The organism is Brachybacterium kimchii (genome assembly GCF_023373525.1).
Lineage (GTDB): Bacteria > Actinomycetota > Actinomycetes > Actinomycetales > Dermabacteraceae > Brachybacterium > Brachybacterium kimchii.
The window spans coordinates 2,692,323-2,715,669 of record NZ_CP097218.1; the positions used below are offsets into that span (position 1 = coordinate 2,692,323).

Genomic DNA, 23,347 nt, shown 5'->3' on the forward strand with positions numbered 1-23,347 from the left:
TCGCCGCGCATCGCCCCATACGCTGGACCGATGGAACCGATCCCCCGCTTCTGGGCCTCGCGCACCACCACCGTCCCCACCCGTCGCCGCGGCGAGGTCCCCGTGGACGTGTGGGGGTGGTCGGACCGCTCCCGCGAGGACGCGCTCTCGCGCGCCGAACGGCGGGCGCAGGAGCTCGCGGCGCGCGGCATCGAGGACACCCGCGCGGCCGAGTACTACCCCGGCCGGCCCGTGCGCGAGGAGATCCTCGAGGAGGTGCGCGGCGACGACGGCGCGCTGCTCGCCGTGATCACCCGCAACCGCTACGGCGCCGCCGTGCTGAACACGGACGCCGTGCTCATCGCCGATGTGGACCTGCCGGCCTCGGCGCTGGCGCGGGGCCGACGGCGGTCCGCGCGCGGTGCGGGTCCGGCTGGGGGCGCGGGCGGGGAGCGCCCGTCCCTGCTGGGGCGTCTTTTCGGCCGACGGGCGCAGGCGCCCGCCACCGCGGGCGACGACGCGAACGCCGGGGCCGATGCGCGCACGGGGACCAGACTCGACGACGCGCCAGGCGTGTCCGATGCGCTCGACGCGACGCCCGAGGCGACGGCCGTGCGCGAGAGGGTCGAGGCCTTCGCCGGGGCCCACCCCGACTGGGGCGTGCACCTGCACCGCACGGCTGCGGGCTTCCGCGTGCTGATCAGCGGGACGGGCGCGGCGCCCGCGAGCGAGCAGGCCCGCGGCATCCTCGACGAGCTCGGCTCGGATCCGCTGTACGTCAGGCTGTGCGCGGCGCAGGGCTCCTACCGGGCTCGGCTCGCGCCGAAGCCGTGGCGGGTGGGCCGCGCGGCGCTGCGTGTGCGCTGGCCGGCCGAGGGCCGGGCGGCCGACGAGTACGCGTCATGGGTGCGGGACTTCGAGTCCTCCTGCGCGGACAGCGCCGCGTGCCGGCGCGTCTGGTGGAACGGCGTCGAGCCGACGAGCGATGCCGAGCGCCGGCTGCTGGCCCTGCACGACGAGCGCTCCGGCGCCGATTCCGGCCACGGGCTCGCATGAGCGTCGACGAGCGCGGGGATCGGGGCGGGCCCGACGGACCCGTCGGCCCGGAGCGGAGCACCGAGCGCCTCGACCTCCACGTGCCGCGGCTCTCCGATCTTCCCGAGCTGCACGCCCTGTACGAGGATCCCCGGGTGTGGCAGCACTTCCCGCAGCTGCGGCATACGGAGGAGCGGGACACTCGCGCGATGCTCGAGCGCTGGATCGCCCAGTGGGAGCGCGATGGCCTGGGCACCTGGATCGTGCGCCCGCGCGGAGAGGACGAGCTGCTGGGCAATGCCGGCTGCTCGCTGCGCGGGGCGGTCGACGAGGCGGCGCAGGGTGCGCGATTCTGGAACCTCGGCTACCGCTTCCGCCCGGAGTCGCAGGGGCAGGGCTTCGCCCGCGAGGCGGCGCAGGCCGCGATCGAGGCGGCCCGCGCAGCGGCCCCCGAGGTGCCGGTGGTGGCCTTCCTGCTCGAGCACAACGAAGCCTCCGCGGCGCTCGCACGGCGCCTGGGACTGGTGCAGCGCCACCGGGGACCCGACGCGGGGAACCCCGATCCGTCGGCGATCCGGCTCGTCTTCTCCGACCGGGAGCTCAGCGACGAGGAGCTGGTCGAGACCCTGCGGTGAGGGCCTCGCCCACGCGAACGGGCCGACTTTCAGTCGCCGAGCAGTGCGAGAGGGACGACGGCGACCCCGTCCGCGCGCCGGTAGGCCTCGGGTCCCGTGGTGAGGACGACGAGGTCTGCGACGTCGTCCCCGAGCTTCTCCCGCAGCCACAGCAGGTGGCGCACGTCGTGGTCGTCGACCGACCTCGCGAGCTTCACCTCGATGCCCACGATCCGCCCGTCGGGCCCTTCGACGATGAGGTCGACCTCGCGATCTCCGTTCCGGGTGCGCAGATGGCCCACGTGCGCATCGGCCGCAGTCGCCGACGCGCGGACGGACAGCGTGGCGAGCGATTCGAACAGCGGTCCCGCCATGTGCGCGCCCCGCGGGCCCATCAGCGTCTTCGCGCTCATCCCCAATGCCCTCAGAGCGAGGGCGGGATCCACGAGCTGGTGTTTGGGGGCCTGCTGCAGTCGTCCCAGCGAGATCCGTACGGGCTCCCACGCGGGTACGGGGTCGAGCACCCACAGCTGCGTCAGATGCTCTCGGTACGCGATCGTCGTCGTCTTCGCCGGCTGCGTCCCATCACCGCCCGTCGTGGCATCCATGATCTTGGCGTACGCGGTGGTCGACGACGACGCCGCCGCATAGGCGGCGATCCATCGGCGAAGCACTTCCGGGCGTCGCACCTTCAGTCCGACCTCGGGAAGGTCTCGATCGATGATCCTCAGGAGGTAGCTGTCCAGCAGGACGCGTCCGGCCCTCGCCTCGGCCCCCATGACTCCCGGGAAGCCGCTGCGCGAGAGGGCCTCCGCGTAGTCGGACGTCGTCCAGTCCGTCATCCCGGTGACCTTGGCGTCCCCCTCGCCGTCCATCATCGCTGCAAGGCTGACGGTCGGCTCGACGACACCTCTCTCGTGCACTGCCATGGGCCGCATCCGGAGCGAGACGATCCGGCCCGCACCACTGTGCGTCCCCTGCGCAGCGGACTCCGAGGCACTGCCGGTGAGGAGGAACCGGCCCGGGCGTGCCCCGGAATCCACTCGACGCCGCACGACATCCCACACCTCCGGCAGCCATTGCCACTCGTCGAGAAGGACCGTGCCCTGGTCACCGTTCAGCAGCGACGGATCGGATGCCAGGAGCTCGCGCTGCGCGGGATCATCCAGCAAGTAGGCGCGGGATGCCCTCCGCAGGGCCGTGGCCGACTTCCCGACGCCTTTGGCCCCGTCGATCGCGATCGCGGGCAACGAAGGCATCAGCGCGTCGAGCGAGCTGTCGAGACTTCGTCGTCTGTATCCCACGATTTCCCCCTGACGTGCACATCTGACGCCACAAGGCCGCGCGTACGCTACCTTCAGCAGGACCTTTACGCTACCTTCAGCACGGACTCGACGCTACCATCAGCACGAGAAGGATCTGCAGGACACCCGGACAGGAGCGAGCCCCGCTCCACGAAGATTCCGGGCACGCACGCGTGCATCCCGGCCCGCCGTCCTCATTTCTTCGGCGGCGCTCAGTGCCGCCGCGCCGCCGCTCACCCGCCGGTGAAGCCGCCGCCCCCGGGCATGTCCTTGAAGCGCGAGTAGTGGCCCTCGAAGGCCACCGCGATGGTGCCCACGGCGCCGTTGCGGTGCTTGGCGAGGATGAGGTCGGCCTCGCCGGCGCGCTGGGACTCCTTCTCGTAGTAGTCCTCGCGGTGGATGAGCACGATCAGGTCGGCGTCCTGCTCGATCGAGCCGGACTCGCGCAGGTCGCTCATCATCGGCTTCTTGTCCTGGCGCTGCTCGCTGCCGCGGTTCAGCTGGGAGATCGCGATCACCGGGACCTCGAGCTCCTTGGCCAGCAGCTTGAGCGCACGGGAGAACTCGCTGACCTCCTGCTGCCGCGACTCCACGCGCTTGCCGGAGCTCATGAGCTGCAGGTAGTCGATGACCACGAGCTTGAGGTCGTGCTTCTGCTTGAGCCGGCGGCACTTCGCGCGGATCTCCATGAGCGACATGTTCGCGGAGTCGTCCATGAACAGCGGCGCGTTGCCGATGCGGCTCATGGCGCGCGCCATCGCCTGCCAGTCGCGGTCGTCCATCGAGCCGTCGCGCATCTTGCCCATCGGCACCTGCGCCTCGGCCGAGAGCAGACGCATGGTGATCTCGGTCTTGTCCATCTCCAGGGAGAAGATGACGCTGGTCTGGCCGTTGTGGATCGACGCCGAGCGGAGCACGTCCATGCCCAGCGTCGTCTTGCCCATCGCGGGGCGGCCGGCGAAGATGATCATCTGCCCGGGGTGCAGGCCCTGCGTGATCTCGTCGAACTCGGAGAACCCCGTGGGGATGCCGGTGACCTGGCCGCCGCGGTTCTGCGTGGCCTCGATGACGTCGATGGTGCCGCCGATGACCTCGGACAGCGGCAGGAAGTCCTCGCTCTGACCGCGCTCGGTGACCGCGTAGACCTGTGCCTGCGCCTCGTTGATGACCTCCTCGACCTCGCCGCCGTCGGCCGCGTAGCCGAGCTGGACGATGCGGGTGCCGGCCTCGACGAGGCGGCGCAGGGTCGCGCGCTCGACGACGATGTCCGCGTAGAAGCCGGCGTTCGCGGCGGTGGGGACCATGTCGATGAGGTCGGCGAGGTAGGCGCCGCCGCCCACGCGCTGCAGCTCGCCGCGCTTGGTGAGCTCGTCGGAGACGGTGACCAGGTCGGCGGGCTCGCCGCGCGAGTAGAGGTCGGTGATCGCGTCGAAGATGACCTCGTGCGCGGGGCGGTAGAAGTCCGAGCCGCGGGCCTTCTCGACGACGTCGGCGATCGCGTCCTTGGACAGCATCATCCCGCCCAGCACGCCGCGCTCGGCGGCGAGGTCCTGCGGCGGGGTCCGCTCGAGTCCGCGATCGGGGCCGGGTTCGAAGGCGTCGTTCTGGGTCACCGGGACAGTCTAGGGAAGAGGGCCGACGCCGCCCGACGGGGCTGTGGATCCACGCGGACCGCGTGTGGAGTCGCACGCCCCCTTCCCAACTCTTTGATCTTTCCACTACCGTGGGCGGCCACCGCCCGATGCCGGACGCTCGCCGTGGCGGGCGCGGGCCCGGGTCGACCCCCGCATCCGACGGAAGGACCCCTCATGGCCACCGCCACCGCACAGCGCCACTCGACCACCCGCGACCTCGGCCTGCTCGTCGCCCGCATCGTCCTGGGCGTCGTCTTCACGGCCCACGGCATCCAGAAGATCTCCGAGTGGGGACTGGACGCGACCGCGCAGAACTTCGCGGGCATGGGCGTTCCCATGCCCGAGCTCGCCGCCCCGGTCGTGGCGATCCTCGAGCTCGCCGGCGGCATCGCCCTCATCCTCGGCGTGCTCACGCCGTGGGTCGGGATCCTGCTCGCGATCGACATGCTCGTCGCGGCCCTGCTGGTCCACGTGGGCTCGGGCGTCTTCGTCGACGGCGGCGGCTGGGAGCTCGTGGGCGGCCTCGGCGCCGGCGCGCTGGCGCTGGCCGCGACCGGCTCCGGCCGCCTCTCCCTGGACCACCTCTTCGTGGGCCGGCGTTCGGGCAGGCGCTCCGCGCGCGCCTGAGACGCGCGCACGGCGCACGGGCTGAACGACCGACGGGCCGCACGACGCACGGTCCGATCGGCACCGGCTCGGCACCGGCTCGACAGGGTTTCGACACCGCTTACGGGCCGAGGGCCCATCGGTGACGACCACGGGGCACGATGGGTGCGGAGCGATCCGCGCTCCTCGTGCCCCGTCGCGTTCCAGGAGGCCCCTTCCGATGGCAGGTTCCGCACGCTCCGAGCAGCCCGGCGGGCCCGCGCCCACCGCCGCAACCACGACCGCGACCGCCCACGGGTCCGCCGCCGCTCACGGGTCCGCGTCCGCCCGCGTGGTCGTCGTGGGCGGCACGGGCACGATCGGCGCGAAGCTCGTGCGGCTGCTCGAGGCGGAGGGCCACGAGGTGGTCGTCGCCTCGCCCTCCACGGGCGTGGACACCGTGACCGGCGAGGGCCTCGAGAAGGCCCTGCGCGGCGCGGACATCGTGGTCGACACCTCGAAGCCACGGTCCTTCGCGCCCGAGGTCCTCGAGGCCTTCTTCACGACCGGGATCCGCCACCTGCTGGAGGCCGAGCGCGCCGTGGGAGTGCGCCGCCACCTCTCGCTCTCGATCGTCGGGGCCGACCGCGCGCCCGACGTGCCCTTCTACCGCGCCAAGGCCGGCATGGAGCAGATCGTCCGGGACGGCGGGATCCCCTGGACGATCCTGCACGCCACCCAGTTCTTCGAGTTCGCGCGCGGCATCGCCGAGGCGTCGGAGCGCACGGAGCGCACGGAGCACACCGAGCGCACGGACGAGCCGGACGGGACGCGCCCCGCGATCCTGCTCCCGGCGATCCAGGTCCAGCCGATCGCCGGCGACGCGGTCGCCGCGCACCTCGCCCGACTCGTCGCCCGGATCCTCGGGGCCGACGGAGTCACCACGACCCTCGGCGGCGACCTCGAGATCGCCGGGCCCGAGCGGATGCCCCTCGCCGCATTCGTGCGCACCGCCCTCGGGACCGACTCGCCGACCCTCCGCGAGTCACCCCGCGCCCCCTACTTCGGCGGTCTGATCAGCGCGGACACCCTCCTGCCGAGCCCGTCGGCCCGCCTGATCGGCCCCTCTCTGAGCGAATGGACGAGCACGGACCGCGGCGTCTGCTAGGTCACGAGGAGCGCGCACGGGTTTGTGCCCGGCGCGCAGCGGCGGCACGATGGCGGCCCGTGAATGCCACCCAGCCCCCGGACCGCACCGAGGCGGTCCCCTCCGCAGCATCCGGCGATCCCGCCGCCCCGCACCACGGGGGCCGCACGTTCTTCGGACAGCCCTGGCCGCTGATGAACCTGTTCAGCCTCGAGATGTGGGAGCGGTTCAGCTTCTACGGCATGCAGGGGATCCTCGCGATCTACATGTACTTCGCGATGACCCAGGGCGGTCTCGGGATCGACCAGGGCGTCGCGACCTCGATCGTCGGGGCCTACGGCGGCGCCGTGTACGTGTTCTGCATCGTCGGCGCGCTGGTCTCCGACCGGCTCATCGGCCCGCAGCGCACCCTGTTCGCGAGCGCCGTCCTGATCATGCTCGGCCACATCTCCCTGGCGCTGCTTCCGGGAGTCCCGGGCCTGGTCACGGGCCTCCTGTGCGTCGCGATCGGCTCCGGCGGACTCAAGGCCACCGCCGCGACGCTCGTCGGCTCGCTCTACGCGGTCGACGACCCCAAGCGCGACGCCGGCTTCTCGCTCTACTACATGGGCGTGAACATCGGCGGCCTGCTCGGACCGCTCGTGACCGGCTTCCTCCAGCAGAACTGGGGCTTCCACCTGGGCTTCGGCGCCGCCGCGGTGGGCATGGCCGTCGGCCTGGTCTGGTACGTCCTCACCCGCGACTCCCTGCCCGCGAACGCGAACCGCGTGCCCGACCCGCTTCCCCGCTCCCGGTTCGTCCTGTGGGGCGTCATCGCCGTGGTCGCCGTGCTGCTCGTCGTGATCCTGGTGCTCGCCGGCGTGATCAACCCCGGCAACCTCGCGAACATCGTGGTGGGGATCTCCGTGGTCGCCGCGATCATCATCTTCGCGATCATGCTGACCAGCTCCAAGATCACCGCGACCGAGCGCTCGCGCGTCCTCGCCTTCATCCCGATGTTCATCGGCACCGCCGCGTTCTTCGCGCTCTTCCAGCAGCAGTTCACGGTGCTCGTCGTCTACGCCGACGAGCGGCTGAACCGCAGCATCTTCGGCTGGGAGATGCCGATCTCCTGGCCGCAGTCCTTCAACCCGCTGTTCATCCTGCTGCTCGCGCCCGTGTTCGCCGCGCTGTGGACGAAGCTCGGCCGCCGCCAGCCCGGGACACCGGTGAAGTTCGCGATCGGCATCCTGCTGGTCGGCGTCGCCTTCCTGCTGTTCGTGCCGATGGCGCCTGTCGCGGGCGTGCCGGTGCTGTGGGTCGCGCTGATCCTGCTGGTCGCGACGTTCGGCGAGCTCTCGATCTCGCCCGTCGGCCTCTCCCTCGCGACCCGGCTCGCGCCCGCCGCGTTCCCGGTGATGATGATGGCGCTGTACAACCTGGCCGTCGCGCTCGGCACCGCCCTGTCCGGCTCGCTGTCCACGCTGTACTCGGTGGACCACGAGGTCGCCTACTTCGGCATCACCGGCCTGGTCACCATCGCTGTCGGCCTGATCATGCTCGCGATCGCGAAGCCCGTCACCCGCGGCATGGCCGGGGTGCACTGAGCCGACCACCGGCCCGCGGGCACCTGAGGCGCCCGCGGGTCGAGCGACCCGCGGTGGGGTCTACCGACCACCGGCGGGTCAGGTGCGGGGGATGCCCGCCGCGTAGGCGGCCTGGCCCACGTGCTGGGCGGCGTCGTCGATGACGCTCACCAGCCGCGCGCCGCGCGTGACCGGCGGGTCCCAGGCATCGTCGATGACGGCGCCGAGCTCGTCCTCGGAAAGGGTGCGCAGGTAGGCGATGAGCGCGTCGGTCGCGGCGCGCACGTACTCGGCGAGCAGGGCGCCGTCGGTGACGACGACGGAGTGGGCCTGGTCGGCGCTCTGGCCGTAGCCGACGGCATCGCCGAGCTCGCCGAGACCGAAGCGCTCGCGGAAGCCTCCGCTGCGCCAGACCTCCTGCTCGCCGGAGAGGTCCGCGAGCTGCACGTCGATCTCGCGCCCCGTGTGCCACAGCAGCCAGGCGATGGAGTTCGGATGTCCGCCCGGGTGCTGGACGAGCAGCTCGGGAGTGAGGGTGGGTCGCAGTGCGTCGACGGCGTCCGCCGGGCGGGCCGCGGCGTCGATGAGGATGTCGATGGCGTTCATGTCCCTCACGCTACGCCCCGGGTCCGACGGTCCGTCGAGCCCGGTTCCGAGGGTCCGTCGAGCCCCGTTCCGGCGGGCCGACCGGTCGGTGTCCCACGGTCCGAGGAGTCGGGTTCCGCGGGGTCCGGGACCGGGACGGCGACTGTCCGTCGGCCGATCAGTGAGGGTCTGTGGGGAGTGAGGGGCCCGCGTGCCGGGGCGCTCCGCCCGAGGACCAGTGGGCGATCTCCTCCGCGATCCGCACCGCCTCGTCCTCGCGGCCCAGCTGGCGCCAGGCGCGCTCGGCGCGGCGTGCGGCCTTCAGCGCCCGTGAGCGCTCGCCGCGGGCGGCGAGCATCGCGGCGTGGCGGTCCTCGAGGTAGGCGCCCCAGTAGGAGGCGCGCGTCTCATGGCCCTCCGGCACCCGCTCCAGGGTCGCCATCGCCTCGCGCCGGGCCTTCTCGTACGGGGTGCGGGCCTTCGCTCCCGCCCCGCGGGCGCCGTCGGTCTGGTGGCCCCTGCCGATCCGTCCGGCCCCGCCGGACCCGCCGGCAACGCGCGTTCCGCTGGTCCCACCGGTCCCGCCGGGCGACCCGGCGTCCCCGGCATCCGCCGCGCCTGCGGCATCCGCGGCGTTCCCGGCACCCGCGGCGTCCCCGGCGTCCGCGGCACCGACGGCCCTGAGCTCGGCGGCGGCGCGCAGGCCCTCGGCGATCATCGCGCCGATGCGGGCGTCGGCCTCGTGATCCCAGAGCAGCGCGTCGGGAAGGCTGCCCGTGCCGCGCTCGGAGCGGACGCGGCGGACGACCTCGCGGGACGCGGCGGCTGCCTCAGCCGGCCTGCCCAGATCCAGGGCGTGGCGCAGCACGAGGGCCTCCGCGTCGAGCTCGGCGCGGATGAAACGGGGCCGCTCGGCGAGCGGGGTGAAGAGATCGTCGGCGACCCAGCGGGCATCCGCGGCCGCGAGACGGAGCTGGTCGAGCGCCTCGAGGCCCTGCCCCTGCTCGTGGTGCAGCCGGGCGAGCAGGCGCGTCGCCTCGAGGCGCGAGCGGCGATCGCGCAGCTGCGCGCTCAGGGACTGCACCTCGCCGAGGGCGACCATGGCCCCGTCGTACCGGCGCGCGGCGACGCGCTGCGCACCGACCGCGAGCAGCGGCTCGATCCGCTGCTCGTCGTGCGGGAGGGTGCGGGTGAGGGAGGCCAGTCGCCCGGCGGTGAACGTCGCCTGATCCTGCAGGTCGCAGCGCACGAGCGCGCGCAGCAGCTCGGTGATGAGGCCGACGCGCAGGGGCGGGTCCTCGACCTCGCGCAGGCCCTCGAGAGCGGCGAGCGCGTGGCCGACGGCCGCCAGCGGGTTCTCCTCGAGCAGCGTCCGGGCGAGCACGGCGTGCGCGGAGACCACCACGCGCGCGGCATCGGCGAAGCCGCCCTCGCGGGCCTCGAGCCGGGAGGCCTCGTCGAGGACGTCGAGCGCGAGGCGCGTCGCCTCAGGCAGCCAGCCGATCGCCTCGAGGTCCTGCGCGTAGCGCACGGCGAGCAGCGGCCCCGGGTCGTCCACGAGCGCCACCTGCAGCTCCGGGAGGGCGACGAGGGCCTCGCGCAGGGCGCGCTGCTCGACATCGACGGCGCCGGGCCTCGGCAGCTCGAGGCAGCCGACGACCGCGAGCAGACCGGGCGGGATCGCGTCGCCATCGCGCCGACGGCGATGCCGACCGTGGGCGCTCGCGCCCGCGGGTGCGGCCGCCGAGGCGGCGGTGGCGGAGGCTGAGGAGTCCGACGGCGCGGCGGCCAGGCGACGCAGGTGGGCCCCGAGCACCTCGAGGGTCGCGGAGGCCTGCTCGGGGGCGCCGGCGTCCTCGATGGTCCGGACCATGTCGCGCACCAGCTCCTGCAGGGCGACCAGGTCCTGCGGGCTCGTCGGACCCTGTCCGGCGCGGTCGTCGTGGGCAGCGAGGTCGCCCTGCCCGGCGCGGCCCTCGTGCGCCCCTCGCCCGTCGTGCGCCCCTCGCTCGCCGTGCGCCCCTCGCTCGTCGTGCGCGGCGAGGGCGGCGGTGAGCTGGGCCCTCAGCAGCTCCAGCCGCTCGGACGGCGGGGCGGGAACGCTGCGGAACCGCTCGGCGACGTACAGAGCCTCGGCGAAGCGCTCGGCGTGGACGAGATCGCGCACGCGGACGGCCGCCTCGCGGACCCCGCGGGGCGGCGGCAGCGGAGTCTCGGGGCCCCGCAGCGCCTCGCGCAGACGGGCCATCGAGGGCACCTGCACCGGCACCGCCGCGAGATCGGGGACGCGCCCGCCCGCACCGTCACCAGGGTGCGCCGTCCCGGTCCCGGAGGACGCGGAGCGGGGAGCGGTCATGGGGGCAACTTACCAAGGAGCGCGTCCGAGGGTCTTGTCGGGAAGGGAGCCGGCGGGACGCCCGGGCGGGATGCGCGACACCTCCCGTCGCGTGTCCGTTTCGTCCGGTTCTGCTGGTGCGGGACGATGTGGCGCATCGGCCCTCGTCATGGGATGTTCAGGCGGAGCCGGGACACCCCGCGCAACCCGTCGGCCGCTCGAGGCGGCGACGGGCCTCTCCGCGCGGCCCCCGCCCCGACGTGGACCCGCTCACAGCGGCGCCCCGGATTCCCACGAGCACCCGGGCGTCACTAGGATGGACGGGCATCCGCTCCCTCGTGGAGCCCGGGCCCGACCGCCGCAGTCCGCAGCGACGGCGTCCCGGACGTTCCGGCGACAACCGATGCTTCCGCGGCCCATCCCCTCGCGCGCCAGGAGGTTCCAGCACCCGTGAGCGCTCCCGCACGGCGCGGCTCCACCCCCCGGAGCCGCACCCCACGCCCGACGCCGCGCCCCGTCGCCTATCACGACGACGCGCCGCGCGAGGGCACGCGCGTCTTCTCCGACGGCTCCGTCGCCCCCGTCATGCGCACGTCCTTCGACGTCAGCGCCTACACGATCGAGGTGCCCGGGAAGATCGACGTCGACGCCGAGGAGATCGCGCGCGCCGCCCGGGACCTCACCGCGGACCCTCACGGCATCGAGGCCCACGACCTCGAGGATCTGCGGCGCGACCTGGCGTTCCTCCACTCCCTGGAGTCGACCGCCCTCACCGAGACCCGCACGATGTACAGCTCGTGGACGGCGAACGAGGCCCGCATCACCGCGTTCCTCGGCAGCTGGCTGTGGGAGCGCCACTGGTGGGCCCACGCCCTCCAGGAGATCGTCGAGGCCCTGCCCGGCGGCGGGCACGACGTCGAGCGGCCCCACCTCCCGCATCCGCGTCTCCCGCACCCGCATCTCCCGAACGCCGCCGCCGCACTGCGCCACGCGTACGTCGAGCGGGCGCTGCCGATCGTCGGCCCGGGCTGGACCTGGCTGGCCGGCGAAAAGGTCACCGCCGGACACATGGCGCGCATGGCGATCCAGGAGGGCGGACTGCGGGCGGCCGTCGACGCCCTCCTCCCCCGCGCCACGCAGGTTCCCGAGGCGGGCCGCGTGCTCGGCGAGCTGCTCGCCCGGCGCACCCGCACCATGGAGTTCTTCCGCCTCGAGGCGATCGCCCGGATCACGCGCTCGCGCGGCGAGGCGATCGCCGCCCGCGCGGTCCTCGCCGTCGGCGGCGACCCGATGCGCCCGGCCGGTCAGCATCTGCCGGACGAGGAGACGGCGCTTCCCAGCATCTTCCGGCGCGCCTCCGACCGCGCCGCCCTGCGCTCGGCCCGCTTCGAGATCACGCGCCTGCTCCCCGGGCCCGACCTGCACGGTCTGCTCGGGCCGGCCCGCGCGATCCGTCGCGGGGTCGGACGTGCCGGCGGCGTCGTCGCGCACGCGGGCGGCGTCATGGCACAGACGGGCGGCGTCATGGCACAGGCGGGCGGGGCCGTCGCCCACGCGGGCGGTGCCGTGGCGCAGAAGGGCGCCGGGATCGTGCAGCAGGGCGTCGGACGAGCGGACGGAGGAGCCGATGGCATTCGACCTTGAGAAGTTCGCGGAGACCTCCGAGCCCGTCGGCTGGGACGACCTCGACTTCGACACCTTCGAGACCCAGCCGCTGGACGAGCCCACCCTGCGCTCCCTGCGCTACATGTGCGACGTCGAGTACCACACCTCCTGCTACCTGCGGGACATGCTGGTCACGCCCTCGCGGCGCGAGCACGCCACCGGCGGCTTCATGACCGTGTGGAACCGCGAGGAGTTCTGGCACGGCGAGGCCCTCGCCGCCGTCCTCCAGCGCCACGGCATCGTCGTCGACTACGACGAGCTGAAGTCCAAGCGCGTCAAGCTGGGCTGGACCCAGGCGCTCAGCCCCCTCAAGCAGTCCGCACTCTCCAACCTCGCGGGCACCGACTTCGTCGCGGTGCACATGACATGGGGCGCCGCGAACGAGCTCTCGGCCGTCGCCGCCTACCGCCGACTCTCCGCGATGACCGACCACCCGGCCCTCAGCCCCCTGCTCAAGCGCATCGCCCAGCAGGAGACCCGGCACGTCGCCTTCTACACGACGCAGGGCCGCGAGCGCCTCGAGGCCTCCAAGAAGGCACGCCTGGCCACCCGCCTCGCGCTCTCGAAGGCGTGGCGGCCCGTCGGCTCCGGCGTCATGAGCGACGACGAGGTCGTGCACGTCATGGGCCATCTCTTCGGCGGCCGCGGCGAGGAGCTCGACGCCCTCGACAAGAAGATCCAGAAGCTGCCGGGCCTGGACGACCTCACCATCTTCCGCAACGCCTTCGGACGGATGGGCATCGCGATCTGACCGGTGGTGGCCCCGCGTGAGGGCCCACTCCTCCTGGCTGGGGCCGTCATGGCCTGCGCCCAGCACAGTCGGCACCCGGCATGGTCGGCGCCCAGCACGGTCGGCGCCCAGCACGGTCGGCGCCCAGCATGGTCGGCAAACGTCATGGAGCGGCGTATACGGGACATCTCTGCCGTATATGGCAGAGATGTCCCGTATATACCGGTCGGTGACAGCAATGCGATGAGGCGCACCCCGGATGAACCCGGTGTGCGACTGTGCGGCCGTGCGGCCGTGCGGCTGTGCGGCTGCTCGCGCCGCTGGCCGTCGGTCCTCCCCATACCCGCTTCGTCCACATCCGGGCTGTCCCACCCCCGCACCCGGGACGCTGCTGGTGGCATCGCCCCATGAAGATCCCCGGAGTCATCCGCAAGTCCCGGCTCTCGAGCATCGAGCCCGACCCGAACGTCCGGCGTCGGCTGCTGCGCGACGGCGCCATGCGCTCCGCAGGCCAGTGGTACGTGACACCCGAGGCACCGGACGACCTCGTCGCGCTGCTCGAGATGGACATGCGTCCCACCTGCCTGGACGCGGCGGCGCTGCATGGCCTCTGGGTCCCCGTCGGGCACGGCGTCCATGCGTTCTGCCCGCGGGTCACGTCGGCTCCCTCACCGCCGCCGATGCTGATGCAGATCCGCCGCAGGATCGATCCGAGGACCGGGCGACTCGCCCCACCTCCGCAGCCCGGGCCCGGCGAACCCCGGCGCCCGCTGGAGCCGCTGATCCTGCACCGGCCCAGCCTGCGCACCTGGCCGGACGACGACCCGGTCCCTGACATCACACTCACGCTCGAGCACGCGGCCAGATGCCTGACGACCCTCGACATCGCCATCCTCATCGAGTCCGCGCTCAACAAGGACGTGCTCAGCCGGCGACAGCTCGACGACCTGCTGGCCGGACTCCCCCGCAGGAAGCGCACGTCCCTGGGTCGGGTTCGCTCGGACGCCCAGTCCGGCACCGAGACGGCTGTGCGCTGGTGGCTCGAGCAGCGCCGTGTGCCCGTCCGCACGCAGGTGCGCGTGCTGCCCGGCATACGCGTCGACATCCTCATCGGCACGAATTGGGTGATCGAGTGCGACAGCAGACGGTTCCACGACGACCCTGAGCAGTCCCGCGAGGACCGTCGGCGCGACCTGGCCCTCGCCGCCCTCGGCTACAAAGTCACGCGGCTGACCTGGGAGCAGGTGTTCCTCACCTGGGACAGGACCTCTGCCGTGCTCATGACGCTTCTCCAGCGCCGTCTGCATCGCAGGGCCCTGCCGGTGTGACGCGTGCGAGGGCAGCGGCGTCGTGGAACGGCGTGGGCGGGCTGTGTCTGCCACATGTGGCAGAGACAGCCCGCCCACGCCGTTCGCCGACACGGCCGCATCCGCAGCAGTCGATCGGTACCCGCCCCGCGGTGGGACGGACCTCTCGCGCTCAGCGGCGGAAGCGGTTCCGGATCCTGCGCAGCGGACCACCGCGACCCGACGTGCGTCGGGCTCCGGCCGACCCGGACCCCGTGCGCCCCTCGCCGGCGTCGCCGCGGCCGGCGGCGTGCGCACCGCTCTCCCCCGCGGGAGCCGTGTGCGCGGGGCCGGGAGCCCGGTGCGAGTTGGCCGAGGCATCGGAACCGGCGGAGCCGTCGGTGCTCGGCGAGTCACTGGCGGGAGCCTCCGCGGACGACGTGCCGCTGGCCGTGTCCGCGGGCGACGAATCAGCGGGTGCCTCGGCAGGTGAGGCCGGGGAGACCGGCGCGGAGGCCGATTCCCCCACCGCCGCAGGGCCACCATTCGTCGACGATGCGTCCGCCGGATCCTGTGCAGCGGCCGCATGGTCCGTCGGATCCTCCGCGCCGGCCGCAGGGGCGGACGCGCCCGACGCCGCTTCCGTCGCCGCGGGCGCAGCCGCCGCGGCGGCAGCCCGCTCGCCGAGCTCCTTGGATTGCGCCTCGCGCTTGGCCTGGGCCTCGCGCTCCGCTGCCTCGCGGCGGTCGCGCTCGGCGGCCTCGCGACGCAGGCGGCGACGCTCGCCCGGCCCCTCGGTGAGCCGGTAGAGCACCGGCACGATCACCAGGGTGAGCAGGGTCGAGGTGACCAGGCCGCCGATCACGACCACGGCCAGCGGCTGGGAGATGAAGCCGCCCTTGCCGGTGATGCCGAAGGCCATCGGCAGCAGCGCGAAGATCGTCGCCGCCGCGGTCATGAGGATCGGGCGCAGACGCTTGGCGGCGCCCATGTGGATCGCCTCGTCCAGGGCCATGCCCCCGCGTCGGTACTGGTTGACCAGGTCGATGAGGACGATCGCGTTGGTGACCACGATGCCGACCAGCATCAGCAGGCCGATCATCGAGGGCAGCCCCAGCGGGACGCCGGTGAGGACCAGCAGGCCCAGCGCGCCGGTCGCCGCGAACGGGATCGACACCAGCAGCACGAGCGGCTGGACGAGGGACTTGAAGATCCACACCAGCAGCACGTACACCAGCAGGATCGCCGCGAGCATCGCGATGCCCAGCTGGCCGAACGTCTCGTCGATGTCCGAGGCGGAGCCGCCGAGCGATGCCTTCACGCCGCTGGGCAGATCCGCGTCGTCGATCGCCTTCTGCGCCGCCTGGGAGACCGCGCCGACGTTGTCGCTCGAGGTGGGGGCGAGGGAGACGGTGACGGTCTCGACGTTGTCCTGGGTCGCGATCGACGGCCGGGACTCCTCCTGGCTGACCTTCGCGACGTCGGTGAGCGGCAGGCCCTCGGCGAGGTCGAGGTCCTTGAGCTTCTTCAGGGTGGTGACGTCGTCCTTCTGCTCGACGTAGATGTCGAGGTCCTCGTCGTCCAGGGTGATGGTGCCGACGGAGCCGGGGTTCATCTTCTGGGCGACCAGGCCGACGACGGCCTGCTCGGTGAGGCCCTTCTCGGCCGCCTTCTTGCGGTCGACGGTCACCACGGCGGTGGGCTGGTCCCCCTCGAGGTCGCTCGTGACCTCCTTGACGCCGCTGGGCGCCGGGTCGAGCTGGTCGAGGATGGCGTCGTTCGCCGCCTTGCGGTCCTTGGCCGTGGGCCCCGTGATCTGGATGTCCACGGTGCTCGAGCCGGTCGCCGAGGTCATGTCCGCCGCCTCGACGTCCCCGGGATCCGGGAGGTCCTGCAGGGTGCGGACCATCTTCGTCTGCAGCGCCTGCTGGTCGGAGTCGGCGTCGGTGGTGATCGAGAAGCTGACCTCGTTCTCCCCGCCGCCTCCGCCGGCGCTGAAGCCGCCGTCGCCGCCGGAGCCGATCGTGGTCTGCACGGTCTCGACGCCGTCGAGGTCCATGAGGGCCTTCTCGGAGTCCTTCGCCTTCTTCGAGGAGTCCTCGAGGCTCGTCCCGGCGGGCAGGGTCTGGGTGATCGAGGCGATGTTCTGCCCGGTGTCGCCCAGGAAGTTCACCTTCAGAAGGGGCGTGAGGAACACGGTGCCCACGAGCACCACGATCGCGACGACGACCGTGATCAGGCGCCGCGGCAGCGAGTTCAGGGTCAGGCGCAGCACAGGCGCGTAGAGGCGGTGCAGCCAGGTGCGCTCCTCGCGCGCCTCGGCGGCCTCGCGCACCTTCGCGACCTGCACCTCGTCGTCCGGATCGTCCGGCACCGGCTGCTTCTTGGGCGGGCGCAGGAACCAGTACGCGAGCACCGGCACGATCGTGAGCGCGACCAGCAGCGAGCTGAGCATCGCGATCGCGACGGTGAGGGCGAACGGTCGGAACAGCTCCCCGGCCATGCCGGCGACGATCGCGATCGGCAGGAACACCACCACGGTCGCGAGCGTCGAGGCGGTGATCGCGCCCGCGACCTCCTTGACGGCGTCCAGGATGGCGCGTCTGCGGGTCTTGCCGTAGGCCAGGTGCCTGGTGATGTTCTCGATGACCACGATCGAGTCGTCGACCACGCGGCCGATGGAGATCGTGAGCGCCGCCAGGGTCAGCATGTTCAGCGTGTAGCCCGTGACGAGCATGCCGATGAACGCGATCAGCAGCGACGTCGGGATCGAGATCGCGGTGACGAGGGTGGGGCGCAGGCGGCGCAGGAACAGCAGGATCACGCCGACGGCCATGACCAGGCCCAGCAGGCCCTCCTCCGCGAGGGAGACGATCGACTCGCGGATGAACGGCGCCTGGTCGAAGACCACGTCGCTCTTCGCGTCGCCGCCGACCTCGGTGAGAGTGCTGTCGAGCGTGGAGGAGACGTCCTTGGAGATGTCCACGACGTTGCCGTCGGACGTCGCGGTCACCATCATCACCAGCGACTGACGGCCGTTGGTGCGGGAGATCGAGGTCGGGTCCTCGGTGGTCTCCTCGACCTTCGCGACGTCGCCCAGGGTGCTGACCTCCTGCTGGCCGGACTGTCCCTGCTGGCCCGCCTGGCCCTGCTGACCCTGCTGGCCGGTCTGGCCCTGCTGGCCGGTCTGGCCCTGCTGGCCCGACTGGCCCTGGTCCGTCGCGGCGCCCTGGTCGGCGCCCGTCTGGCCCTGCTGGCCCGTCTGGCCCGACTGACCGGTCTGGCCCTGCTGGCCTGCGGCGTCGCCGCCGGTCCCGCCGCCGCTCGACCCGTCGGCCGATCCGCCGGAGGCACCGGAGGAGTCGGACGAGCCGGACGACCCGCCCTGCGAACCGGGCATGACGACCATGCCCTTGAGGTCGTCGATGCTGGTCATCTCCTGGCCGATGACCACGTCGATGCTCTGCTTCTTGTCGGTCACGCTGCCGCCGGGCAGGGAGAGGCCGTTCGCATCGAGCGCCGTGGAGATGTCGTCGTCGGTGAGGCCGCGCTTCTCCATCTCGTCCTCGTCGGGCGTGATGCGCACGATCTTCTCGGGCGCGCCGATCACCGCGACGGAGGAGACGCCGTCCACGCGCTCGAGCTCCGGGGTGACGCTCGTGTCGAGGCGGTCGGCGAGCTCGGACGGGTCCAGATCGGAGGAGACAGACAGCACCACGGCCGGGAGGTCGCTCGTGCCGCCGGAGATGACCTGCGGGTCCGCGCCCTCGGGCAGCTGGTCGTCGATGCGGCCGACGGCCGCGTCGACCTGGTTGGTCGCGCGCGCGGTGTCCGTGCCGTAGGTGAGCTCGACGGTCACCACCGAGACGCCCGCCTGCGAGGACGAGGAGGTCTTCTCGACGTCCTCGATGCCCGTGACAGCCTGCTCGATGGGTTTGCTGATCTGCTTCTGCACCTGCTCCGAGGAGGCCCCCGGCGAGGTGGTCATCACCTGGATCTGCGGGAGCGAGACGGAGGGGATCAGCTCCTGGCGCATGGTCGTCATCGCGAAGATCCCGATGATCGAGACGGCGATGCAGACCAGAGCGATGAACGGACGATTGTTCAGGCTGAGCTTGGCCAGACGGTTCATGAGTCTCCTGGGCCGATGGGCCGGGACGGTCGAGCGGGGCGTGCGGACTCGGCCGACGCAGCGCGGCCATCCTCGGGCATTCGACCACAGTCCGGACATCGCGAGCATCAGCCGAAGGTCGGAGCATCGGGTGTGATCCGTGCCCCGCCCGTCGGCCGCCCGGCCCCTGGCACGATGGATCCGTGCCCGACCCCTCGCCCGATCTTCCCCCCGACTCCTCCCCCGCGCGCCCGGCCGACGCCTCCCCCGCGGCGGCGCGGCGCTCCGTCGACCGCGAGATCCTGCGCCTCGCGCTGCCGTCGCTCGGCGCGCTCGTCGCCGAGCCGCTCTTCGTCATCACCGACTCCGCGTTCATCGCGCGCGTCTCGACGACCTCACTGGCCGGGCTCGGACTCGCCTCGACGGTGCTGACGACGGTCGTCGGCCTCTCCGTGTTCCTCGCCTACTCGACGACCGCGGCGGTCGCCCGGGCCGTCGGCGCCGGGCGCATGCGCGAGGCCATCGCCCGCGGGGTCGACGCCGCCTGGCTCGCGCTCATGATCGGCGCGGGCTGCCTGCTCCTGCTGGTCGCGGGCGGCGGCGTGCTGCTCCCGCTCTTCGGGGCGGGGACCGACGTCACCGCCGAGGCCGCCGTCTACCTGCGGATCTCCGCGCTCGGCCTGCCCGCGATGCTCTCCGTGCAGGCGACCACCGGGCTGATCCGAGGACTCCAGGACGCGCGCCTCCCACTCCTCGTGGCCGTGGGCGGAGCACTGCTGAACATCCCCCTGAACGCCGCGCTGATCTTCGGCCTCGGCATGGGGATCGCCGGAAGCGCGACGGGCACCGTGATCTGCCAGTGGCTGATGGCAGGCGTCCTGCTGGGCGTGGTCGTGCGCCATGCGCGGCGCGAGGGCGTGGCGCTGCGGCCGCACCTGGGCTCGGTCGCCGCGACCGGTCGCGAATCGTTCCCGATGCTCGTGCGGACCCTGAGCCTGCGGATCGTCACCCTCGTCACCGTGCTCGTCGCCGCGCGGCTCGGCGCGGTGCAGCTGGCCGCGCACCAGCTCGCCACCACCGTGTTCACGCTGCTCTCCCTCGCGCTCGACGCCCTGGCGATCGCGGGGCAGGCCCTCACCGGCCGGCACCTGGGGGCGGCCCACACCACGACGGTCCACGCCGTGACCAGCCGACTCACCCGGTGGGGCGTGGGCGGCGGAGCCGTGGTCGGCGTGGTGCTGCTCGCGGCGAGCTACGTGGTGCCCTCCTGGTTCAGCCCCGACCCGGCCGTGCAGGAGAGCCTGCGCGCGGCGCTGTGGGTGCTGGTCGTCGCCCAGCCCGTCGCCGGCTACGTGTTCGTGCTCGACGGCGTCCTCATGGGCGCGGGCGACGCCCCCTACCTGGCCCGGGCCGGCATGCTCACGATGCTCGCCGTGATGCCCGGTGCGATCGTCGTCTGGCTCTGGGCGCCGGCGGGACCGCTGGGCCTGGCCGCCCTCTGGGTCGCCACGAACCTGCTGTTCATGGTCGCCCGCGCCGTCGCCCTCGGCGTCCGCGTGCGCGGAGACGCCTGGATGCGCACGGGGGCGTAGGGCGGCACGGATCCGGCGCGGGTACGCGCGGTGCGCGGCGCACGGCACGCACTGAGCCACGGGCCCCGGCCACGGTCCCACGTGCCTCGCGGGAACACGCGACGATGACCAGGATCTATGACGGGAACGGCCCGTTCCTGTCATAGATCCTGGTCATCGTCGGGCGGGAAGGCCGGGGGTCGCCGGACCGACGGGCCGACGGACCGACGGGCCGACGGACCGACGGGCCGACGGACCGAATGCCCGCAGGGGCTCAGTACTCGCTGTACTGGACGGAGAGCTTCCCGTCGTCGTCGACGGAGACCGCGCCCGAGACCGTGATCGAGCTGTCGCTCGTCTCGTCGGTCGGCTTCTCGTCGTCCAGGAACGGCTCCTGCTTGTAGGAGTAGACGGCGGAGCCGGCGTCCTCGTACCCGGTCGAGAAGTACCAGCCGTCCTCCTCTTCGACGGTGACCGTGGGGTAGTCCTCGATCTTCCACGACCCGGAGTCGTCGACCTCGTCGTACACGTACGCCTCGAAGGGGCAGTCCTCGGGAGCGGCGTCCTTGCTGGTCGCGCACTCGTCGATCCTCGCGTTCACCTGCTTCTGGACCTCCTTCTGACCGGCCTCGGAGAGCTGGTAGAAGGGGCTGGCGTAGGTGTCCTCGTCACCGCTCGGCTCGACGAGCACCGGCACCTCGCTGTCCGTCACGGTGACCAGATCGGAAGCGGCGGGAAGCGACACGGTGTACGTCCCGGGCAGCGCCGGCAGGTCCACGAAGCCCGGCGACAGATCCAGCCCGGACACGTCGACCTCCTGATCGTTCACGAGGATCGTGGACGTGCCCTGGTCGACCACGAGCCGGAGCGTCGAGTACTCGACGGCGCCCAGCCGCCACGACGGGAACACGACGGCGGAGCGGCCCGCGCGCTCGACCGTGAAGGTCTGCTCGCTGGTGACGCCGTCCTGCGTGATGCGCGCGGTGACCTGCGCAGATCCGTCGTCCTGGCGGTCTGTGCCCGTGATCTCGTGGGAGTCCGGGCGCTGCGCCGCCGCGCCCGCGATCTCGTCGGTCAGCAGCACCTGCTGAGCGGTCGGCACGTTCGCAGGCGCCAGCTCGGACGCCTGCGAGGCCGAGCCGTCCTCCAGTGCGGAGAGGTAGGCGTCCACGCTCTTCTCCGGCGCGTAGACGGTCCTGGAGACCACGTTGTACGCGATGACCAGCCCCACGACCAGGATGCAGATCGCGCCGGCTCCGGCGAAGCCGGCGATGAGGCGGCGGCGCGCCTTCTTCGAGAGCGGCCGTCGTTCCTGGGTGCCCGACGCCGATCCGGACATGTCCACGGGGGTGGTGCCGCCGGCCGCGGCACCGCCGGCGAGCCCGGTCGCTGGACCGGCGGCGAGGCCAGCGGCGCCCGTCGGGGCGCCGGTCGGGGCGGCGCTGGCGCCTGGCGCCGTGCCGTCGGCAGTCCCCGTCGCCGGGCTCCCGGGAGCGGCGGCCCCCGGAGCACCGACGGCGCTCTGGGAATCGACGACGTCGGCAGGCGCCAGAGGACGACGGAACCACGAGAGCGCTCGGCGCGGCAGGACCGGGACCAGCAGCGGGGCGAAGAACCGCGAGAGCACCTCGACGATCACCCCGGCCAGCAGCGCGAGGAAGGGCGTCCACCAGGCGAGCCCGACGGAGCCGGACATCTGCTCGCCCCCGCCGAAGAACCCGCCCTCCACGCCGAAGGACACGGAGACCCGCGCCAGCACGAGCAGCACGATCCCGCCGGCGAAGTAGACCACGGGGAGCGCGGCCCAGGAGACGACGAGGGCGATGATGTTCCCCGGCACGATGCGCCGGCCGTGGTTCCACGGCAGCGAGACCACCAGCAGCACGCCGATCCCCACCAGGATCGTGAGCAGCCACGCGTACCAGGGCAGGTCGAAGACCGTGGCGCGGCCCGTAAAGCTCGAGGAGGGCAGGAGCTCGCCGAGGACGTCGGGAGCGTTCGCCTTCGCCGTCAGCGAGGACAGCAGCGGCAGCCCGGTGAGCGCCGCGATCATCTGACCGCCCAGCAGCGGCAGCAGGAGCACGAACACGAAGACCGGCGGCTGCTCCCCGTCCGCGAGCGCCTGGATCGTGGTGCCGATGGCGCCGAGGACCCCGAGCGCGATGCCGATGACGAGCGCGTGGACGACGGCGAGCTTCGCAGCGCCGGGCAGGTCCGCGACCAGCGGCCACCAGGCCCAGCGTGCGCGCCGGCTCATCCGGCCGAGCCCGATCGCGAGGGTGATCAGCACCAGCGAGCCGAAGAACGCGTCGAAGCCCGCGGCGTGCACGCGCAGCGAGAAGCCCTCCTCGATCGGGACGGGCTGGGCGAGGATGAGGGCCGCGAGCACCGTGACCAGTGCGGTGGCGATGCCCGTGATCAGCGCGCTGACCCAGATGCCGAGCAGCCCCGTGGTGCGCCCGCGCTGGACGAGGCGACCGCCGTAGAAGGCCAGCAGCACCATCACGAGGGTGACGACGAACGGGAGCAGCCGCACGGAGGCCCGCAGGGCGACCCCCTCGTACTCCGCATGCGTCCCCCAGGAGCCGAAGGATGCCATCGCGACCAGCTGGAACGGCATGCGCACGATCATCGCGATCCCGCTCAGCGCGCCCTCGGGATCGATGCCCGCGGAATCCAGCTCGTCGCCGACCTCACCTGTGCCGGAGGCGCCCACGGCCATCGCCGCCGCCGTGAGCAGAACCGCGAGCAGCGAGGTGAGGAGCGCGCCGACGTAGGCGACGCCGCCCACCGCGAGCGAGCGGAGGGGGCTCTCCAGACCGACACCCCTCAGGGTCGCGACCACCTGCTCCGTGCTCATCGATGACGAGGAGGTCGGCATCGCCTGCGGCCCGGGGGCCGTGGGCGCGCCCTGCCCGGGCGCCGCGCCGACGGGAGCGGCAGGTGCCGGCGACCCGGCGGACGCGGAGCCCTGCTGCCCGGGAGCCGCGGGTGCCTGCTGCCCGAGGTCCGCCGGATCGCCGGCGGACCGGGTCGGCTCCTGACCGTACGAGCCGTACGAGCCGTACGAATAGTCTGCGGTGCGCTGCTCGTCCTGGGGCGAGCTCTGGGCAGTGTGCTCAGGCGGCTGCGCGGACGGCGTCGTGCCGTCGGGCGCGGTCGTGCCGTCGTCGGGCGTCGTCATCGGAAGGTCCCCTCGTG

The 23,347-nt window shown here is 72.8% G+C and carries 15 protein-coding genes; 9 read left to right on the forward strand and 6 right to left on the reverse strand.

The window, feature by feature from the left end; all coding sequences use genetic code 11:
• The first annotated feature begins 30 nt into the window (after positions 1 to 30).
• Together M4486_RS12385 and M4486_RS12390 are read left to right on the forward strand one after the other, a co-directional pair.
• Positions 31 to 1,035, forward strand: a complete 1,005-nt coding sequence (locus M4486_RS12385; protein WP_249477515.1) for a hypothetical protein — start codon at positions 31 to 33, stop codon at positions 1,033 to 1,035.
• Positions 1,032 to 1,649: a GNAT family N-acetyltransferase gene (locus tag M4486_RS12390; protein ID WP_249477517.1), complete on the forward strand. Its 618-nt coding sequence runs from the start codon at positions 1,032 to 1,034 to the stop codon at positions 1,647 to 1,649. The genes M4486_RS12385 and M4486_RS12390 overlap by 4 nt, the downstream gene beginning before the upstream one ends.
• A 29-nt stretch (positions 1,650 to 1,678) precedes the next feature.
• Here M4486_RS12390 and M4486_RS12395 read toward each other — a convergent pair whose 3' ends face one another.
• Entirely contained in the window at positions 1,679 to 2,887 is a 1,209-nt protein-coding gene (locus tag M4486_RS12395; protein ID WP_346731745.1) for an ATP-binding protein, read from the reverse strand.
• A 278-nt stretch (positions 2,888 to 3,165) separates the two neighbouring features.
• Positions 3,166 to 4,545 (reverse strand): replicative DNA helicase, encoded by a 1,380-nt coding sequence (gene dnaB / locus M4486_RS12400; protein ID WP_200503355.1) that lies wholly within the window; start codon positions 4,543 to 4,545, stop codon positions 3,166 to 3,168.
• A 195-nt stretch (positions 4,546 to 4,740) separates the two neighbouring features.
• Here dnaB and M4486_RS12405 point away from each other — a divergent pair, with 195 nt between their 5' ends.
• The 3 genes from M4486_RS12405 (at position 4,741) to M4486_RS12415 (ending at position 7,884) form a co-directional block, all read left to right on the forward strand.
• A complete protein-coding gene (locus tag M4486_RS12405) occupies positions 4,741 to 5,193 on the forward strand; it encodes a DoxX family protein (protein ID WP_249477519.1) in 453 nt (150 codons plus the stop codon).
• A gap of 199 nt (positions 5,194 to 5,392) precedes the next feature.
• Positions 5,393 to 6,319, forward strand: a complete 927-nt coding sequence (locus M4486_RS12410) for an SDR family oxidoreductase (RefSeq protein WP_249477520.1) — start codon at positions 5,393 to 5,395, stop codon at positions 6,317 to 6,319.
• 59 nt (positions 6,320 to 6,378) lie between these two features.
• On the forward strand, positions 6,379 to 7,884 hold the full coding sequence (locus M4486_RS12415) for a peptide MFS transporter (RefSeq protein WP_283257922.1): 1,506 nt from the start codon (positions 6,379 to 6,381) through the stop codon (positions 7,882 to 7,884).
• A 78-nt stretch (positions 7,885 to 7,962) separates the two neighbouring features.
• Here M4486_RS12415 and M4486_RS12420 read toward each other — a convergent pair whose 3' ends face one another.
• Entirely contained in the window at positions 7,963 to 8,469 is a 507-nt protein-coding gene (locus M4486_RS12420) for a mycothiol transferase (protein ID WP_249477521.1), read from the reverse strand.
• A gap of 157 nt (positions 8,470 to 8,626) precedes the next feature.
• The gene (locus tag M4486_RS12425; protein ID WP_249477522.1) at positions 8,627 to 10,804 is read right to left on the reverse strand and encodes a hypothetical protein; all 2,178 of its coding nucleotides are present in this window, start codon (positions 10,802 to 10,804) and stop codon (positions 8,627 to 8,629) included.
• Positions 10,805 to 11,233: 429 nt separating this feature from the next.
• On the opposite strand from M4486_RS12425, the gene M4486_RS12430 reads away from it, so the two are divergent.
• The 3 genes from M4486_RS12430 (at position 11,234) to M4486_RS12440 (ending at position 14,506) form a co-directional block, all read left to right on the forward strand.
• Positions 11,234 to 12,427: a hypothetical protein gene (locus M4486_RS12430; RefSeq protein ID WP_249477523.1), complete on the forward strand. Its 1,194-nt coding sequence runs from the start codon at positions 11,234 to 11,236 to the stop codon at positions 12,425 to 12,427.
• Complete coding sequence (locus M4486_RS12435) at positions 12,411 to 13,199, forward strand: ferritin-like domain-containing protein (RefSeq protein ID WP_152353709.1); 789 nt, start codon at positions 12,411 to 12,413, stop codon at positions 13,197 to 13,199. Before M4486_RS12430 ends, M4486_RS12435 begins: the two co-directional genes overlap by 17 nt.
• Before the next feature lie 386 nt (positions 13,200 to 13,585).
• Positions 13,586 to 14,506, forward strand: coding sequence for an endonuclease domain-containing protein (locus M4486_RS12440; RefSeq protein WP_249477525.1), 921 nt, complete (start codon positions 13,586 to 13,588; stop codon positions 14,504 to 14,506).
• Positions 14,507 to 14,657: 151 nt separating this feature from the next.
• Here M4486_RS12440 and M4486_RS12445 read toward each other — a convergent pair whose 3' ends face one another.
• Complete coding sequence (locus tag M4486_RS12445; RefSeq protein ID WP_249477527.1) at positions 14,658 to 18,596, reverse strand: efflux RND transporter permease subunit; 3,939 nt, start codon at positions 18,594 to 18,596, stop codon at positions 14,658 to 14,660.
• 182 nt (positions 18,597 to 18,778) lie between these two features.
• On the opposite strand from M4486_RS12445, the gene M4486_RS12450 reads away from it, so the two are divergent.
• Positions 18,779 to 20,167 carry an MATE family efflux transporter gene (locus tag M4486_RS12450; protein WP_429798300.1) on the forward strand — a complete coding sequence of 463 codons (1,389 nt, stop codon included), beginning with the start codon at positions 18,779 to 18,781 and terminating at the stop codon, positions 20,165 to 20,167.
• A gap of 253 nt (positions 20,168 to 20,420) precedes the next feature.
• Here M4486_RS12450 and M4486_RS12455 read toward each other — a convergent pair whose 3' ends face one another.
• Complete coding sequence (locus tag M4486_RS12455; RefSeq protein WP_249477528.1) at positions 20,421 to 23,330, reverse strand: hypothetical protein; 2,910 nt, start codon at positions 23,328 to 23,330, stop codon at positions 20,421 to 20,423.
• Positions 23,331 to 23,347: the final 17 nt, after the last annotated feature.

Coding starts and splice junctions, on each gene's coding strand:
- M4486_RS12385 (WP_249477515.1), top strand. CDS start 31: ATGGAACCGATCCCCCGCTTCTGGGCCTCGCGCACCACCACCGTCCCC.
- M4486_RS12390 (WP_249477517.1), top strand. CDS start 1,032: ATGAGCGTCGACGAGCGCGGGGATCGGGGCGGGCCCGACGGACCCGTC.
- M4486_RS12395 (WP_346731745.1), bottom strand. CDS start 2,887: ATGCCTTCGTTGCCCGCGATCGCGATCGACGGGGCCAAAGGCGTCGGG.
- M4486_RS12405 (WP_249477519.1), top strand. CDS start 4,741: ATGGCCACCGCCACCGCACAGCGCCACTCGACCACCCGCGACCTCGGC.
- M4486_RS12410 (WP_249477520.1), top strand. CDS start 5,393: ATGGCAGGTTCCGCACGCTCCGAGCAGCCCGGCGGGCCCGCGCCCACC.
- M4486_RS12420 (WP_249477521.1), bottom strand. CDS start 8,469: ATGAACGCCATCGACATCCTCATCGACGCCGCGGCCCGCCCGGCGGAC.
- M4486_RS12425 (WP_249477522.1), bottom strand. CDS start 10,804: ATGACCGCTCCCCGCTCCGCGTCCTCCGGGACCGGGACGGCGCACCCT.
- M4486_RS12435 (WP_152353709.1), top strand. CDS start 12,411: ATGGCATTCGACCTTGAGAAGTTCGCGGAGACCTCCGAGCCCGTCGGC.
- M4486_RS12440 (WP_249477525.1), top strand. CDS start 13,586: ATGAAGATCCCCGGAGTCATCCGCAAGTCCCGGCTCTCGAGCATCGAG.
- M4486_RS12445 (WP_249477527.1), bottom strand. CDS start 18,596: ATGAACCGTCTGGCCAAGCTCAGCCTGAACAATCGTCCGTTCATCGCT.
- M4486_RS12455 (WP_249477528.1), bottom strand. CDS start 23,330: ATGACGACGCCCGACGACGGCACGACCGCGCCCGACGGCACGACGCCG.